The sequence below is a fragment of the Clostridium sp. FP2 genome (assembly GCF_011065955.2).
In the GTDB taxonomy this organism is placed as follows: Bacteria; Bacillota; Clostridia; order Clostridiales; family Clostridiaceae; genus Clostridium_AD; species Clostridium_AD tagluense.
The window spans coordinates 1074357-1090871 of record NZ_JAAMNI020000001.1 but is presented as its reverse complement, the minus strand read 5'-3'; the positions used below and the strand labels follow the sequence as shown (position 1 = coordinate 1090871).

The window sequence follows — 16515 nt, the reverse complement described above, 5'->3', positions numbered from 1 at the left end:
CCTGCGAAGTCTTCCTTTAATAGGTGTATCTTGTAATTCCTAGAGCACTGACTTTAATATTTCTACAAAGGATGGTATATTAAATATATCATCCTTTTTATCATCTCCTTCGGAACTGCAATACTAACAACACATCAACGTATAGACGTTTCAACTCCCCACATTGAATAATATTTTCCACGTTTTTTTATAAGTTTTTCATGATTACCTTGTTCAATAATTTTTCCATCAGATACAACTAAAATATTATCTGCGTTTTTAACTACAGAAAGATTATGGGCAATTATAATTAAGGTTTTATTTTTACTTATAAGCTTTGATATTGCTTCCTTAACATATAATTCATTTTCTATATCCAAAGATGCTGTAGCTTCATCAAGAAGAATTATGGGACTATCTTTAAGTATAGCTCTTGCAATAGAAATACGCTGTTTTTCTCCGCCTGATAGCCTATTTCCATTTTCACCAGTGAAAGTATCATATCCCTTTTCTAACTTTGAAATAAACTCATGACAATTGGAAGCTTTACACGCACTTACTATTTCTTGGTCTGAAGCCTCAGGTTTTGCAAATCTTATATTATTTTTTATACTATCATTAAATAAGAAAACATCTTGATATACCATTGAAACATTTTTAAGGACTCTCTCCCCATTGATATTCTTAGTATTTACTCCTCCTATTTTTATATCCCCCTTCTCTATTTCATAAAATTTTGAAATAAGGTTAAGTATTGTAGATTTTCCTGATCCTGACTCTCCTACAATCGCAGTAAGTTCACCATTTTTGGCTTTAAAACTTATATGTTTTAAAATAGGTTGATCTTTTATATAATTAAAAGAAACATTTTTAAATTCAATATCATAATTAGCTGGCTCAAATTCAATTTCTAAGTAAGCATCTTCCTTTTGTTTTGCCAAATTATCCATAGATTTTTTTGAAATCATAAGATTTTTATAGCTGGTTAAATCTATAAATAGATTTCCCATAAGTTGTGATATAAACAATGCTAAAATTACACAAATAACATACTGCGAAGAGGATATTTTACCTAAAATCCATTGGTTTCCTCCAAGAATAATAGATAATGGGACACTTATATCTTCTACTACCCTATAAATACAACCTATGGGTACTACTTTAGATTCAAATTTATAACTTATATCACTTATATTCTTTAATGATCTATTTATTTTTTTATTTTTTACTCCACCAAGTCCATAACTTCTAAAGGTTTGGATACCATTTATATATTCAACTAAATCACTAACATTATCATTGAGTATATCCTTTTTCATTCCTCCATACTTCTTTACCATTTTAGAAGATATAATCATGAAAGGAATAATTAACAAGGCAATAATTAAATTTACTGCACCAATACTAATATCAACACTGCATAAAAATAATAAGGTTACAGTACTTAAAGTTAAATTTTTAGCTATTTCTCCAGTTTTATGGCCTAAGATATCTTCGTAGTTATTTACATCATGAGTTACTACATTAATAAATTCTCCTGTCTTATATTTTGAAAAATTTATAAGAGGAAGATTTTTTATCTTATTTCCGAGGAAAAGTCTTATACCTTTTGCCGTAGATGACGCACCCACATGCCCTAATGTATATCCTATAGAATACAATCCTAAACGTACAATGAATATGCATGCTACTAATATACATAAGTTTATTAGCTTACTTAAATCAAATTTATTTTGAAATAATGAATCTATGGTTAAAAATATGCTTCCAAGAACAGAACCTGTAAGTATCCCTTCTATTATATTAAGAAAAATTGAAACAATTAATCTTTTATCCTTTTTTATCCACGTATGATTTTCCATGTTATTCACCTGCCTTTACAGAATACTGAATATTCTTAGATTTATCATAAAAGTCCCATATTTGTCTATAATACTCATTGGTTTTTAATAGTTCATCATGAACTCCTATATCTGTTACTGTATTATTTTCTACTATGGCCACTCTATCACATTTTCTCACTATATTAAGTCTATGAGCAATAATAATTACTGTCTTATTTTTGCACAAATCATCTATAGCCACATCTATTTCCTGTTGCTTTTCTGGATCCGCTGCTGAGGTAGCTTCATCAAGTATAAGTATTGGTGCATTTTTAAGTATTGCTCTTGCAATGGCAATCCTTTGTTTTTCTCCTCCACTAAAACGCGATCCATAACTCCCTACTTTTGTATCATATCCTTCTGGAAGACTTTCAATAAAATCATGAATCTGTGCTTTTTTAGCTGCCGTCTTTACTTCATTAAGACTTGCCTCTTTACCCATTTTTATATTTTCAAGTATGCTTTCTTTTGTTAGGAAAGTATTTTGAAACACTATGGATATATTTTGAAGAAGAGTTTCATAATCTATGTCTTTTATATCCTTTCCGCCTATTAAAATTCTCCCCTTATTTGTATCAAAAGACCTTGCAATAAGCTGCATTATTGTACTTTTTCCAGCTCCAGACCTTCCTACAAAAGCTATTTTTTCGCCAGCTTTAACGGTAAGGTTAACTTTATTTAAAATATTTATCTTTCCATCATAGGAAAAGCTTACATCCTTAAGTTTAATTTCTGTATTATTTGGAAACGCCTTGTCCCCCTTTTCATAAGCAGGTATTTCAATAATTGCTTTTGCATTATTAATTCCATTAAGAACCTGAGAAAAATTTGAACCAAGTTCCATTAACGGACGAAGTTCTGATAGATAAAGGCTTCCTACAAATGCAAATAATATTAAAGCCCCAGCTTTAGCACTTCCATGATTGTACATGAACCCACCCATAGGAATTACAAATACAACTCCACATTGAAGGACTATTACAAAAACTGCATACAAAGGTCCCATTTTATAAGCAATTTTCTTCCATAAACTATGTTGCTCATCAATGGCTCCTTTATACTTCTTATAAGAATCAGCCCCCATATCGTAAGCTTTTATAAGTTTCATTCCATTTATATATTCAATCATTACTGAATTTAAATTTCCAGTTACCTTGTTTAATTCATTCATTCTAGTGCTTTGACCTTTAAACATCATAAACTGCAATAATACACAAATAGGTATTGGAATTAGCGTAATAAGAGCTAAAATAGGATTTACAGTACATAAATAACCAAATATAGCTATTGGTCCACTTAAATACATAAAAATTTCTGAAAGATGGTGTGCTAAGAAAAGTTCCAACTTTTCTATGTCTTCACTAATTACTTTTTTAATTTCTCCAGCACTTTTTTCATTAAGATATCCTAAAGGTATTTTTGCCATATGATTTATAATCATACATCTAACATTATAAAGTGCATTATAGGCGCCCTTATGCGATGCTACTATACCAACTGCCATAAAAAAATATCTTAATATAATTGAAATTGTAAGTAAAATACTATATTGAAGTAGTATTTCTCTTGTTAGTTGTTTAAAATATATATTTTCTATAATTTTGTATATTGCAATATATGGAGCTATCACCATTAACCCACTTACAAAGCCACAAAACATAGAGAAGTAAAGCTTGTATTTTTCTTTTCCTGCCCATTTAAATAATATTGATAAAGGATTTTGTTTTTTTTCATTCACAACTTTCACCTGCCATTTCTTTTTTTTGTAACTAAAGAATACTTCATGGCAGAAATATTATCTACTCCATTAATTTGTAAATGTACCTTTTTGAAATTACTTTTCATTTGATATTTAATATCAGTTATTAAATTTGGATTGCTATTTAGAGTTTTTTAACAACAAGTAAGGATTTGCTTAGCTTTTCACGTTCCTATAAACGAAAAAAAATCTTTCAAAATAATTTTGAAAGATTTTTATCTACTAGAAATTCTATATTTAGATGGAGATAATCCAAATTCTTCTTTAAAAGCTTTTGAAAATTTACTGTTATTTGTATAACCTACTAAATTGGCTATGTGCGCTATGGTTAATTCTTCCTTCATAAGCAGTTCTTTGGCCTTTTTCATTCTATAACTTTTAAGGTACGCATATATAGGACACTGATAAATTGCCTTAAACCCCTTCTGCAAATCAGTTGAATTAATTCCTACCCTATGCGAAAGTTCTTTTATTGTAATATGAGAATCTATATCAGATAATATAATTCTTCTAGCATCCTTTATTTTATCTACAAACGTTCTTGGAAAATATTTCTTGTTACTTGTTTTATAATCAGAATTTCCTAATATATAAAGTAAAAGCTCCACCACCTTTATTCTTAAAAAATAATTTTTAAATTTTTCAGGCAGTACAAAAAATTCTTTAAAAATATGCTCTAAACTTTGACTGGCATGATTTACTATGCAAGTATCTCCATTAAAAGAAGCCATAATAAAGCTTTTAATTTCAGCATCAGAAACTCCAAGCATATCTCCTATACTTTTAGAAGCCTCATCTATATAGACCATTACTGTTACACCTTTATAATGTTTAGTTGTAAAATCAGCTAAAACAACTCCTGTCTTATACCCAAAAATAGAAATATCACCATCACCCATATAAACTATTTTCTTATTTGCAAATTCGCTTTCCAAATATCCTTCTAAACAATAATTTATTTCCAAGGAATCAATACTTAAATTAAAGCTTTCACTTAATGGTTTATATATCTCAAAATCATTATAGGTAACTTCAATTCCAGGCATTGCACTGTAACTTATTATATTCCCCTCACCAAATTCTACTGAAATGTTGTATACTACACTATCCTGAGTAATTTCTTTTGATCCAATAATATATCTAAACATGTTCATATCTTCATCAAATCGTCGCATTTGTTATTGACCTTCTTTCTATTTCTAGTACTAGATTACTTATTATATAACATATGCAATTATTCTTAAACAAAAAAAGAAGATAGATTATAAAAATAATTTCCATCTTCTTGAATATATTCTATTCTACTACATAACTATCCTGGTGTTAAATATCAACCTTACTTACTGTACGAAGTCTGCCTTTGATAGGTGTATTTTGTAATTCCTGGAACACCGACTCACCCTTATTATTTAATATTTCTACAAAAGTAGATATATCAACTATATTGATGATTCCTATATCATCCTTTGTCATGCCTTTAACATTGCAAAGAGTACCTACTATATCCATGGCCCTCATCTTTGTTTTCTTACCTGCATTAATATGTAATTTCATAATTTCTTTGCTAAGCTCTGCGCCTTTTGCTTCTTTAATTTCAGGTCTTGTATTCATCTTCTCCTCAAATTCTTCTTTAGCATTATTTACAGTCTCAACTTCTGGTTTTGTCATCAAAGGAATCTCTTTACCGATATATTCATGTATATCTTCTAAAAACCTATTTTCATTTTGGGTCACAAAAGTTATTGCGCGGCCCAGCTTACCTATACGCCCTGTTCTTCCTATCCTATGAACATAGCTTTCCTTATCTTCTGGAATATCATAATTAATTACAAGGGTAATATTATCTATATCTATCCCTCTAGCTGCAACATCTGTAGCTACCAAATATCTAAAATAACCACTCCTAAAATCATTCATTACTCTTAATCTATCACTTTGTTCCATTCCACCATGTATTTTCTTACAAGTATAATGAAGCTTTACCATCTCATTGTAAACTTCATCTACCTTTAGTTTTGTATTGCAGAATATCATACAGCTATCTGGGTTTTCTACTACGGTTATATCTCTTAAAAGATTTATTTTACCGGGTTCATTTACGTTATATCTTTCTTGAGATATTCTATCTGAGGCTTTATTTTGGTCTTCTATGTCAATACGTATAGGGTCTTTCATGTATTTTCTACATAAAGTCTCTATATCTTTTGGCATTGTAGCTGACAATAACATGGTGACACGTTCTTTTGGTAAGCTCTTTATTATTATTTCTATCTGATCTACAAATCCCATATTAAGCATTTCATCAGCTTCATCTATTATAAGATACTTTATATTTGATGTATCCAATGTGCCTTTATCCAAATGGTCTATAATACGCCCAGGCGAACCAACTACTACATGTGTTTTTTGTGTAAGTTCTTTTTTCTGATTGTAAAAAGGTGACTGCCCATAAATTGCAGCTACCTTAAGTCTTTTAAATCTTCCTATATTAAAAATATCTTCTTTGACTTGAATAGCAAGTTCTCTTGTTGGTGTAAGCACTAGTGCTTGAGGTTTATTTTCTTCCCAATCTACAAGCTGACAAATAGGAATGCCATATGCCGCAGTCTTCCCACTTCCTGTTTGTGACTTTACTACTACATCCTTTTGCGCTAGCACCGCAGGTATAACCTGCTGCTGTACTTTTGTTAAACCTTTGAAATTTAACAAACTAATTGCTTTTAATATGTCACTACTTAATTTATAATCCTCAAAATTTGCTTTTATCATATGATCATCTCTTTTCTTATATTTCCACTACTGCTGGTATCTTTAGGTTGTTATATTATTTTTTTCTTTGCTTCTTCTTAGTAGCTTTTACCTGCTTTTTATTTGTTTTGTTTTTGTTATTTTTTTTCATCTTATTAATCCCCATCATATATTGAGATTTAGACTCAGTGCTACTCTTAGTAAAACATCTCCAGCAGCCTAACTCCTCTATAGTATCCACAATAAATGAATACCCTTCATCTTTTAATTTAGGAAATTTTTCTTTATCATGGATTTTAACAGCTCCATCTACTTCTTCTAAAGATATACATTCTACGTCAACTAATTCATCCGCATAAGCTTTTTCTATGTATTTATATAATTCGCTAGGACCTGCTTCGCAAGAATCATATATAAGCTCATTCCAAACTTGTGAAAATTCACGTTCAAGTTTTCCTTCAAATAAACTTTTATAGTATTCAATAACTTCGCTTTGAGATATAACACCTTCACCTAGTAGTACAATAAATGATTTAATAGCAGCACATCTAACATATTCATTAACATTGCTATCTTCCACTAGATTTTTTATTGGTAACACATCTCCGCCACAAACTGATGCTAAAATTTTATGTAAATCCTCTGTAAGAAAATCTCCAAAAATATCGTCTGGAATTTCATTTGGTAAACTAATTAAATCTATAATTGGCTTAAAACTTTTCTTTTCTTTAAACTGTGCTAACAAGAACGTTGCATATATATGTGCAAAATAATTAGGTTTTTCTAAAATCTCTTCATAATTTTCTTTAGCATTTTCTAATATCTCAAGTAATTCAGGTATAAATTCTTCCTTGCGACTTATTATTTCCTTTAATTGCTCCTCTGGAAACTTTCCATTATTATACTCAATTTCTTTAATTAATTCATTCATTAAATAAAACTCCTTCTTCATTTGAATTTTTACTAAAATTCCCCATTACTTATCTATGGTGGAATTAAACTTTCTAATTACTCTACTTTATTATATCCTGTTTTCGTGCTTTACGCACTATTTACAAAGAATTTGTGCGGAAAGCCCACTCTCTTTAGGTGTGGGATGGATAGCACTACTAAAATATACCATTAGACATGGTTATTTTAGTACGATATAATATACTTAGGTTTTGAAACGAGCCATATACTATCGTTAATGTGTCAATTGTGATGCTTGATAGTGAAATTCTTGAAGAAAATAATTAGTTTTTATATGTTGTAATTTATAGTTTTTATTATAAATGAGAGTATAAAAGAAGTTATTTAGTATTCAAGAACCCCATTCATTTATGTGTGGGAGTTTCAGCTAAAGACTACAATTAACATTTTATATATTTAGCTAAAATATCTTTATTCATAAAAAAACAATTCAAATTAAAAATCAATATAATAGAAAGTGCTGCAGCTCCTTTAATTTAAGGAATTACAGCACTTTTTAATTTATAAAATTGCTAAGGCCCTTTACGCTCCGAGATAGGCAGTTTTTATACTATCATCATTTAAAAGTTCCTTGGCATTCCCTGTCATTTGGATACATCCATTTTGTATTACATAAGCCCGATCTGCAATTTTAAGCGCCATAGTTGCGTTTTGTTCTATTAATAAAACTGTAGTTCCCTTTTCATTAATATCTTTTATTATAGAAAAAATTTGTTTTACCATTAAAGGTGCAAGTCCCATAGAAGGTTCATCTAAAAGAAGAAGTTTAGGTCTTGCCATAAGTGCACGACCAATAGCAAGCATTTGCTGTTCTCCACCTGAAAGTGTTCCTGCCATTTGATTTTTACGCTCTAAAAGTCTTGGAAAGGTTTGAAATATTTTTTCATAGTCTTTTTTAATTTCAGACTTGTCCTTTCTTGAATAGGCCCCCATTTCAAGATTTTCCATAATGGACATATTCATAAAAACTCTTCTGCCTTCTGGTACATGGGAAATTCCAAGACCCACTAGTTTTTCTGCATTTATTTTTTGTATTTCATTACCTTTAAATAACACCTTCCCACTCTTTGGCCTTAAAACTCCTGATATAGTTTTAAGAGCAGTAGTTTTGCCGGCTCCATTGGCACCAATTAAAGTAACAATCTCACCCTCCAATACCTTTAAACTTATTCCTTTCAATGCATGAATTGCACCATAATATATATTTACATCAATTAGTTCTAACATGCTTCATCCTCCCCCCCAAGATAGGCTTTTATAACCTTAGGATTCCTTTTTATCTCTTCTGGTGTTCCTTCTGCTATAAGCTGACCATAATCAAGTACATAAATTCTGCTGCATAGTGCCATTACAAGAGGCATATCATGTTCTATAAGCAAAATAGTAATATCGAACTGCTTTCTAATCCAATTTATAAGTTCCATCAATTCTTTTGTTTCATTTGGATTCATACCAGCAGCAGGCTCATCAAGGAGGAGGATTTTAGGACCAGACGCAAGTGCTCTTGCTATTTCCAGTCTTCTTTGCTGTCCATAAGGCAAATTTTTAGCTAAGTAATCTTTTTTATCATAAAGATTAAAGACTCTAAGAAGTTCTATTGTTTTTTCCTGCGCAACTTTTTCCTCACTATAAAATCTACCTGTTCTAAAAAAAGATGACAATGCCCCATAATGTATATTTTTATGTAGTCCTACCTTTACATTTTCTTCTACTGTCATATTGCTAAAAAGTCTTATGTTTTGAAAGGTCCTACAAACGCCAGAAGCTGCAATTTTATAAGGGGCCTTATTTTTTATAGGGTTTCCCTTATTAAAATTATATACAATGTTTCCTTCCGTTGGATTGTATATGCCTGTAAGTAAGTTAAAAAAAGTGGTTTTACCAGCACCATTAGGACCAATAAGGCCTATTATTTCGCCATGTTTTATGTCCATATTAACACCAGATACGGCCTTTACTCCTCCGAAAAATCTAGATAAATTACTTACTTTTAATACTGACATTTTCAAGACCTCCTTTTTTGAATAGTTTGATTTTATAATTTCCCATAAGCCCTTGAGGTCTATAGACCATAATAAGGAAAAGTATAACAGAATAAATCACCATTCTAAGCTCAGGTATATTTTGAAGTGCTAAGGAGATTAACGAAAGTACAATTGCGCCTGCAATAGAGCCCTCAATGCTTCCCATACCCCCAAATACTAAAATTACAAGTATATCTATAGATTTCATAAATCCAAAGGCTTCTGGTTTTATAAAAAAGAAATATCCGGAATATAAAGCGCCCCCAATACCTGCGAAAAAAGCACCAATGGCAAAGGCAAGTACTTTATAAAAAGTAGTGTTAATGCCCATGGATTCTGAAGCAATCTCATCCTGACCAATGGCGATGCAAGCTCTTCCGCCCTTTGAACTTATGAAGTTTTTTATAAGTATAACTGTACCTGCGGTCATAAAATAAAGCCATGTCCAGTTTGTACTTTGAGGAATGTCATTTAAGCCGCTAGCCCCACCTATATATTCGTTATTTAAAATTATAATTCTTACTATCTCTCCAAATCCCAAAGTAGCAATAGCTAAATAGTCCCCTTTTAATCTCAATGTAGGAATCCCTATAACAATACCAGCTAGAGCTGCACTTACAGCTCCAAGAATCAGGGCTACTGCAAAAGGTAGTCCAAAGTTCATAGTAGCTACAGCTGACACATAGGCTCCGATTGCCATAAAAGCCGCATGTCCTAGTGAAAACTGACCAGTGAACCCCGTAATAAGATTAAGACTTACAGCAAGTATAATATTTATTCCAATAACCACTATATTAAGAAAAATATATGAATCTAAAATTCCAGCATTTATGAGTACTTGTCCCAATATATATATTAAAATCACTATGAATGCACCCAAAATATTGTTTCTATTAAATATTTTCATATTATACCTCCTATACCTTTTCTTTTACATTTCGACCTAAAAGTCCGTTGGGTTTTATTAAAAGTACCAGTATTAAAATTGCAAAGGCTACTCCATCTTTATATAAGGACCCTCCATAAGCACTTACCATGGTTTCTGTCATACCAAGAAAATATCCACCAATCATAGCTCCAGGTATAATACCAATCCCACCTATTACCGCTGCGATAAAGGCTTTAAGTCCAGGTATAACTCCCATAAGAGGATTTATAGAATTATAATATACTCCAACAAGGACTCCTGCGGCTCCAGCAAGAGCAGAACCAATTGCAAAAGTAAAAGATACTGTTTTATCAATACTTATGCCCATGTATTGTGCTGCCTCTTTGTCCATGGCTACTGCTCTCATTGCTTTTCCCATTTTTGTTCTATGTATTATATATTGAAGCAGTACAACTAATACTAGGGTGGTAAGTATGATGTAGATTTCAATAGTATTTACAACAATTGACCCATTAAACAGCTTTAAGCTCTTACTTGCAATTACCTCTGGAAAAGTTCTGGTTTCCGCTTTTACAAAGTACATGGTCCCATATTCTAAAAATAATGAGACACTAATTGCGGTGATAAGTGCCGCAATTCGAGTAGATTTTCTTATGGGTTTATATGCCACTTTTTCAAGTACAACCCCTAAAATTGCACAGAGTAGCATAGTGATAAGCAGTGCTGAGAAAAAACTTAGATGAAGAAAAGTTGTAATTGCAAACCCTATATAGGCTCCCAACATATATATATCACCATGAGCAAAATTTATTAAATTTATAACCCCATATACCATAGTGTAGCCTAAAGCTATTAATGCATATATGCTTCCTAAAGTAAGACCGTTGATAAGCTGCTGTAAAAGTTGTTTCACTTTATATCACTTCCTTCTAAAATTTAGTAAAAAGCACAGCAGTTATTTCCTGTGCTTTGTTATTTTGAAATTAACTTTAAATACATTATTGTGGAGAGAGTTTCTTTAAAAAAGTTTGCTGTCCATTTTTCATTTGAAGTATGGTGATTGCTTTTACTGGATTATGGTTCTTATCTATGGAAATCTTACCTGTAATTGCATTAAAGTCTTTTGTGGAGGCAATAGCATCTTTAAGTTTTATAGAATCAACCTCTCCACTTCTCTTTAAAGCATCTGCAAGTAAATATACCATGTCATATCCAAGAGCGTTAAATGCGTCTGCATCTTTATTATATTTTGCTTTAAAGGCCTTTTGGAATTTTACAACTTCAGGCGCTGTATCCTTAGAAGAATAGTGATTAGTAAAATAAATATCATTTAAGGCTGTCTTTCCTGCTAGCTCTGACAGCTTGGGTGAGTCATACCCGTCTCCTCCAAGAATCGGCATAGTAATTCCTAATTCTCGAGCTTGTTTTACAATTAACCCCACTTCCTCATAATAACCAGGAAGGAATAATACATCTGCCTTTGTTCCTTTTATCTTTGTAAGAACTGCTTTAAAATCTGTTTCTTTAGCTTGGTAGGCCTGCTCTGTTACAATATTACCACCAAGCTTTGTATAGGTTTCTTTAAAGTTTTTTGCAAGTCCTTTACTATAATCACTTGTGTTGTCTACAAGTAAAGCTACATTTTTCTTGCCAAGATCCTTATAGGCAAAGGTTGCCATTACAACTCCTTGGAAGGAATCACTAAAACAAGTTTTGAACACATATTCTCGCACTTTACCATTTCTATCTACAGTAACATCGTCTGCAGTAGCAGAAGCGGATATAAGTGGAACTTTATTTTGAACAGCTATAGGTGCTGCGGATTTTGTATTTCCGGAAGTTGCAGGTCCCAGCATTGCAACAACCTTATCTCTTGTAGCAAGTTTTGCAGCTACATTTGCAGCTTCTGTATTTTCAGATTTATTATCAGCCTTAACACTTTCTAGCTTTTTACCAAGAACCCCACCCTTATTATTTATTTCTTCAAATGCAAGTTCAATTCCATTTACTAGACCTTGTCCATATGTAGCTGCTGGCCCGGATAATTCATAATTTAGACCTACCTTAATAGTCTTGGGTTTTGGTTCCGATGCTGTATTTTTACCGCAACCTGTAAATGAAGCTGTTACCAATAATGATGCCAATAATAATGAAACTTTCTTTTTCATATTTTTTCCTCTCCTCTTGTTGTCATATTTTTTTACATGGTTTTTCATAAAGGCCTAATATCATCCTCATCAGCTTGTGTTATTATTTCCAAAAAAATCTCCCCCTCTTTTTAAATTCATAAAAAAAAACACCTCTATATGTATAAAAATACATATAGAGGTGTGATTAACACGGTACCACTCTATTTAACTATTACCTTACGGTAAATAGGACTCTGTAGGTTCTTATCAAACCTTGGCTTTCTAACGTGGCCTTACGGTATAGCTTACTAATTTTCAGCCATACAACTCTGAAGTGATTATTTCTATCTGGTCAATCCGGTTCTCAGCTTATCCGGTTCTCTGTAATCAACTTTCGCATAGTTTTTTTCTTCGTCATCGTTTTTAAATTCTTGTATAATATTAGTACTTTAAACTAATTAGTTTTTCCTGTTGGGAATGATATTATCACGAATTTTGACATGTGTCAACTTTTTTCTTGCAATAATCCTACAATTCGTTCAAATCTTACACCATATTAAATTTTAAATTTTTGTACTATTTGATTTAATGTTTGAGCCAGTTGTGCTTGACCCTCAGCAGTTTGTGCCATTTGCTCCATTCCTTGTGTTGCTTCTCCTACACTATTTAGTATTTCATTTGAATTTTCTGCTGAACTTTGAGTATTTTCTGCCATACCTTGTATTGCCTCACTTATTTGATTTACGGTAGAATATATTTCTTCCGACATAGATGCTAAATTCTCAGACAGGTCATTTAAAAATTCCGCATCTACATTATATTGCTCCCCTGTTTTTACAAAATCATTATAATCACCAATTACTTTTTCATCTATAAATTTTAGTACTCCTTGTGTATTAAATGATAAGTTCTTAAAAGCTAATTGTACTTTTTCTACAGTTGTTTGTATTGTAGATACAGTCTTTGATGACTCTTCTGCAAGTCTTCTAACTTCTTCTGCAACAACAGCAAACCCTTTACCTTGCTCCCCTGCCCTTGCAGCCTCTATTGCAGCATTTAATGCTAGCAAATTAGTTTGCCCTGAAATAGCTGCTATGGCATCAGCCATAACTTTTATTTCATTAACTACCTTTCCGGCTTCTATAGCTGCCATTATTTCCTTTTGCTTTTCTTTATAAAGACTTTGCGTCTCATTGCTTGAAATTTGCGCTTTATTTTTAACTTGAATTGCTCTTTGGCTTATCTTAGAAGATTCAGTGCTTCCTTCCAATGCTTTACTTGAAAGTATATTTATACTTGAATCTATCTCTTCAGCTGATGCTGATATCTCTTCTGTTACTGCACTTGATTCATGAGCCGAATTAACGATTCCTTTAGTTGCTTCATTTATTACTTCTAATTTTGAAGTCATTTCTTCTACTGTAGCTGACAATTCCTCACTACCAGCACTTAAATCCGTTGATTTTTCTAGAATAATTTTTACAAGGTCTTTAGTGTTTTCTTGTGCTTTGTTTAAAGCATTTCCAGTATCACCAAATTCATCTTTTCTACTTATAATAATAGGTGTTGAAAAATCATACTGTGCCATATTTTCTGCAAACTGCTTTATTTTTGATAAAGGTACAGTTATATCTCTAGTTATAAGTGAAGTTAATACTACTGCTAATAAAATAATAATTCCAGATGTTATAAATATAATTGTTATAGTAGAAGTAATCATATTCATTACTGTTTTATTTTGATTATCAAGATATGTGTTTATTATATTAACAATATTTTCTATGCTACCCATCCATTCATTTTTAATAGTAGATAATTGATTATTTAAAGTTATAATTTCCCCCTTAGTTAAATCAGTTCTTTGTGCTTGTTTTTCAAACTCATCCAAAAGTTTAAATCCCTTTTCCTCTGCTAGTTTAACTTTACTCATGCCATCTATTCCCGTTGGTGTGGTAATCATAGAATTTAATTCTTCTGATGACTTTTTATAATTTTCTATATCTAAATCTATTTTTTTTGAATCATCGGCAATATCTTTAATATTTTGGTGTATAAGCATATCACTATATGAGCTACTAATATTATTTAATTCACCTCTCATTTTGTACATAAGATCTAATTTTTTCATCTCCTTATCTTTAATATTAGTAAAGGAATTTTTAAGATCTGTTACCCTAACCACAGACAATGTAGATACAGTTAATGATAATAAGAGCATAATAATAAAGGATAATAGTATTTTTGTTTTCACCTTAGCATTTTTAATTAATCCCATAATTTTCTCTCCCTTTTTAATTTAATTTTATAACACTAAATAATTAATTTAACATTAAATATATCGTTAAAATATGCGTCAACTTTAGCAGAAGATTCTATTTATTCTGACTTTTTCCGATTTTTTATATAAACTTACCTAAATATAATATATAACAGAATATATCACCATTATAAGCTCAAGCATATTCTAAAATACCAATCATCAGGACTACTATAAAGGATAATTAACCATTATTTTTGGTAAAGTACAAATAAAAATAATAAATTTTTGATTTAGCTCAAATTTTTGTAAAATTAGGTCTATTATGTTTATCTATAGCAATGAGTTTATGTATATAAAAACAAGATATTACATCTAATGAATCATGTGGTAATATATATATGTCATTAATCGTTATATTATACAAAATAATAAAGAAAAACGAAGAAAAAAAGAATAAATAGCTATATTACTGATTTGTTTATAAGAAAGGTAGTGAAAATAATGGATAATATTCTAGTTGAATTTGTTAATACCTGTGCGTGATGTAATAAATATGCTGTCTTCGTTGAAGATGAAGTGAAAAAATATAATGGAAAAGTGAAGCTAAAAATTTATCATGTAGGTAAAGATTTTGACTACATAAAGAAATACGGAATGGTTACTAAAAGTATGATAGTTATTAACGAAAAAAAGAAAATTCAAAATTTATCAGAAGGAGTAATTTCGAGAGCAATTGAAGAGGCGGTGATAAATAGCTAATGTCAATTTTAAATTACATAGAAAAAATTGTACTTGCTTCAATTAATATATTAAATGGTGCTTCAGTATGGCTAGTCATTAGCTTCATTTTAGCAGGACTACTCCATGATATATTAGCCCCTGATAAATTTCAAAAAATGCTTGGTAATAAAAAAATAAGCTCACTAATTAAAAGTACTATATCCGGTATGCTGTTACCTATTTGCAGCTGTGGAGTAATTCCATTGGGTTTGAGTATGTATTATTCAGGAGCATATTTAGGACCAACACTAGCGTTTATGGTAGCTACTCCAATTATAAATCCCATAGCAGTTATATTATGCTTTGGACTTTTAGGTCCAGAAATTTCAATAATTTATTTAATTACTGGATTTGTAGTTCCAATTATTATTGGAATTATAGGTAATACTTTTGGAGGTTCAGAGCTAAAAGCACCCGGTGTAGACGAAAATATTCAAGCAAGATTATTGGAATTGGATGATGATATAAGTTTAAAAGATAAAATGGTTTCAGGCCTGGCTTGGTCATTTAGTAATTTAGCATTATCTGTTAGTAAATATGTAATTCCAGGAATGTTATTGGCAGGATTATTACTAACTTCACTTCCACAGCAATACATTCAAGATTATCTTGGAAATCCAAGTGCTATTTCACTTATATTTATAACATTACTGGCAACTGTTATGTATGTTTGTGCCGTAGGACATATTCCTTTTGTTGCAGCACTTATAGCCAGTGGAGCAGCACCGGGAATAGCTATTACATTTTTAATGGCTGGAGCGGCAACCAATCTCCCTGAATTAATAAGCATCTACAAAATCATAGGTAAACGTACGGTTATTATATATTCCTCAGTAATTGTTACAACTTCAGTATTAGTTGGTTATATAACTAATTTAATTTTAATGCCTAATTTTAAACCAGCTATGAACTTTGATAGAGTAGATAATTCAATAAGCGCAGCTAATAAAATTATTTTTGTTGCACCAGAATGGTTAAAATATTTATGTTCATTTATTATATTTTTATTTTGCATCCGTGCAATTTCACCAAATATTAAAAACTTTTTTGCTAGCAAAAAGGCTTAGACAAATAGAGTTATCTTTATTAAAT

At 30.9% G+C, this 16515-nt stretch carries 13 protein-coding genes; 2 read left to right on the top strand and 11 right to left on the bottom strand.

The features are described from left to right. Window positions 1-134 precede the first annotated feature (134 nt). The 11 genes from G9F71_RS05080 to G9F71_RS05030 form a co-directional block, all read right to left on the bottom strand. On the bottom strand, window positions 135-1841 hold the full coding sequence (locus G9F71_RS05080) for an ABC transporter ATP-binding protein (protein ID WP_164952389.1): 1707 nt from the start codon (window positions 1839-1841) through the stop codon (window positions 135-137). 1 nt (window position 1842) lies between these two features. Then, on the bottom strand, window positions 1843-3600 hold the full coding sequence (locus G9F71_RS05075) for an ABC transporter ATP-binding protein (RefSeq protein WP_164952390.1): 1758 nt from the start codon (window positions 3598-3600) through the stop codon (window positions 1843-1845). A 236-nt stretch (window positions 3601-3836) separates the two neighbouring features. After that, window positions 3837-4796 (bottom strand): helix-turn-helix domain-containing protein, encoded by a 960-nt coding sequence (locus G9F71_RS05070; protein WP_164952391.1) that lies wholly within the window; start codon window positions 4794-4796, stop codon window positions 3837-3839. 148 nt (window positions 4797-4944) lie between these two features. Further along, window positions 4945-6390, bottom strand: coding sequence for a DEAD/DEAH box helicase (locus G9F71_RS05065; RefSeq protein ID WP_164952392.1), 1446 nt, complete (start codon window positions 6388-6390; stop codon window positions 4945-4947). A gap of 55 nt (window positions 6391-6445) precedes the next feature. Next, a complete protein-coding gene (locus G9F71_RS05060; RefSeq protein ID WP_164952393.1) occupies window positions 6446-7300 on the bottom strand; it encodes a DUF1186 domain-containing protein in 855 nt (284 codons plus the stop codon). A gap of 563 nt (window positions 7301-7863) precedes the next feature. Continuing rightward, window positions 7864-8568 (bottom strand): ABC transporter ATP-binding protein, encoded by a 705-nt coding sequence (locus G9F71_RS05055; RefSeq protein ID WP_164952394.1) that lies wholly within the window; start codon window positions 8566-8568, stop codon window positions 7864-7866. Further along, window positions 8562-9344 (bottom strand): ABC transporter ATP-binding protein, encoded by a 783-nt coding sequence (locus G9F71_RS05050; RefSeq protein WP_164947108.1) that lies wholly within the window; start codon window positions 9342-9344, stop codon window positions 8562-8564. Before G9F71_RS05050 ends, G9F71_RS05055 begins: the two co-directional genes overlap by 7 nt. Beyond that, window positions 9322-10272: a branched-chain amino acid ABC transporter permease gene (locus G9F71_RS05045; RefSeq protein ID WP_164952395.1), complete on the bottom strand. Its 951-nt coding sequence runs from the start codon at window positions 10270-10272 to the stop codon at window positions 9322-9324. Before G9F71_RS05045 ends, G9F71_RS05050 begins: the two co-directional genes overlap by 23 nt. Window positions 10273-10282: 10 nt before the next feature. Next, window positions 10283-11167 (bottom strand): branched-chain amino acid ABC transporter permease, encoded by an 885-nt coding sequence (locus tag G9F71_RS05040; RefSeq protein ID WP_164947110.1) that lies wholly within the window; start codon window positions 11165-11167, stop codon window positions 10283-10285. Between the two features lie 85 nt (window positions 11168-11252). Next, a complete protein-coding gene (locus G9F71_RS05035; RefSeq protein WP_164952396.1) occupies window positions 11253-12422 on the bottom strand; it encodes an ABC transporter substrate-binding protein in 1170 nt (389 codons plus the stop codon). A gap of 517 nt (window positions 12423-12939) precedes the next feature. After that, the gene (locus tag G9F71_RS05030) at window positions 12940-14658 is read right to left on the bottom strand and encodes a methyl-accepting chemotaxis protein (RefSeq protein WP_164952397.1); all 1719 of its coding nucleotides are present in this window, start codon (window positions 14656-14658) and stop codon (window positions 12940-12942) included. Between the two features lie 486 nt (window positions 14659-15144). Here G9F71_RS05030 and saoT point away from each other — a divergent pair, with 486 nt between their 5' ends. Together saoT and saoE are read left to right on the top strand one after the other, a co-directional pair. Then, window positions 15145-15402, top strand: a complete 258-nt coding sequence (gene saoT / locus G9F71_RS27190) for a thioredoxin-like (seleno)protein SaoT (RefSeq protein WP_253199363.1) — start codon at window positions 15145-15147, stop codon at window positions 15400-15402. Beyond that, the gene (saoE, locus tag G9F71_RS05020; RefSeq protein ID WP_164952398.1) at window positions 15402-16490 is read left to right on the top strand and encodes an efflux transporter SaoE; all 1089 of its coding nucleotides are present in this window, start codon (window positions 15402-15404) and stop codon (window positions 16488-16490) included. The genes saoT and saoE overlap by 1 nt, the downstream gene beginning before the upstream one ends. The last annotated feature ends 25 nt before the right edge of the window (window positions 16491-16515 follow it).

Excerpts from the sequence above, each read along its gene's own strand:
- G9F71_RS05065 (WP_164952392.1), bottom strand. The coding sequence starts at position 6,390 with ATGATAAAAGCAAATTTTGAGGATTATAAATTAAGTAGTGACATATTA.
- G9F71_RS05055 (WP_164952394.1), bottom strand. The coding sequence starts at position 8,568 with ATGTTAGAACTAATTGATGTAAATATATATTATGGTGCAATTCATGCA.
- G9F71_RS05070 (WP_164952391.1), bottom strand. The coding sequence starts at position 4,796 with ATGCGACGATTTGATGAAGATATGAACATGTTTAGATATATTATTGGA.
- G9F71_RS05080 (WP_164952389.1), bottom strand. The coding sequence starts at position 1,841 with ATGGAAAATCATACGTGGATAAAAAAGGATAAAAGATTAATTGTTTCA.
- G9F71_RS05050 (WP_164947108.1), bottom strand. The coding sequence starts at position 9,344 with ATGTCAGTATTAAAAGTAAGTAATTTATCTAGATTTTTCGGAGGAGTA.
- G9F71_RS05030 (WP_164952397.1), bottom strand. The coding sequence starts at position 14,658 with ATGGGATTAATTAAAAATGCTAAGGTGAAAACAAAAATACTATTATCC.
- G9F71_RS05035 (WP_164952396.1), bottom strand. The coding sequence starts at position 12,422 with ATGAAAAAGAAAGTTTCATTATTATTGGCATCATTATTGGTAACAGCT.
- G9F71_RS05045 (WP_164952395.1), bottom strand. The coding sequence starts at position 10,272 with ATGAAAATATTTAATAGAAACAATATTTTGGGTGCATTCATAGTGATT.
- saoE (WP_164952398.1), top strand. The coding sequence starts at position 15,402 with ATGTCAATTTTAAATTACATAGAAAAAATTGTACTTGCTTCAATTAAT.
- G9F71_RS05060 (WP_164952393.1), bottom strand. The coding sequence starts at position 7,300 with ATGAATGAATTAATTAAAGAAATTGAGTATAATAATGGAAAGTTTCCA.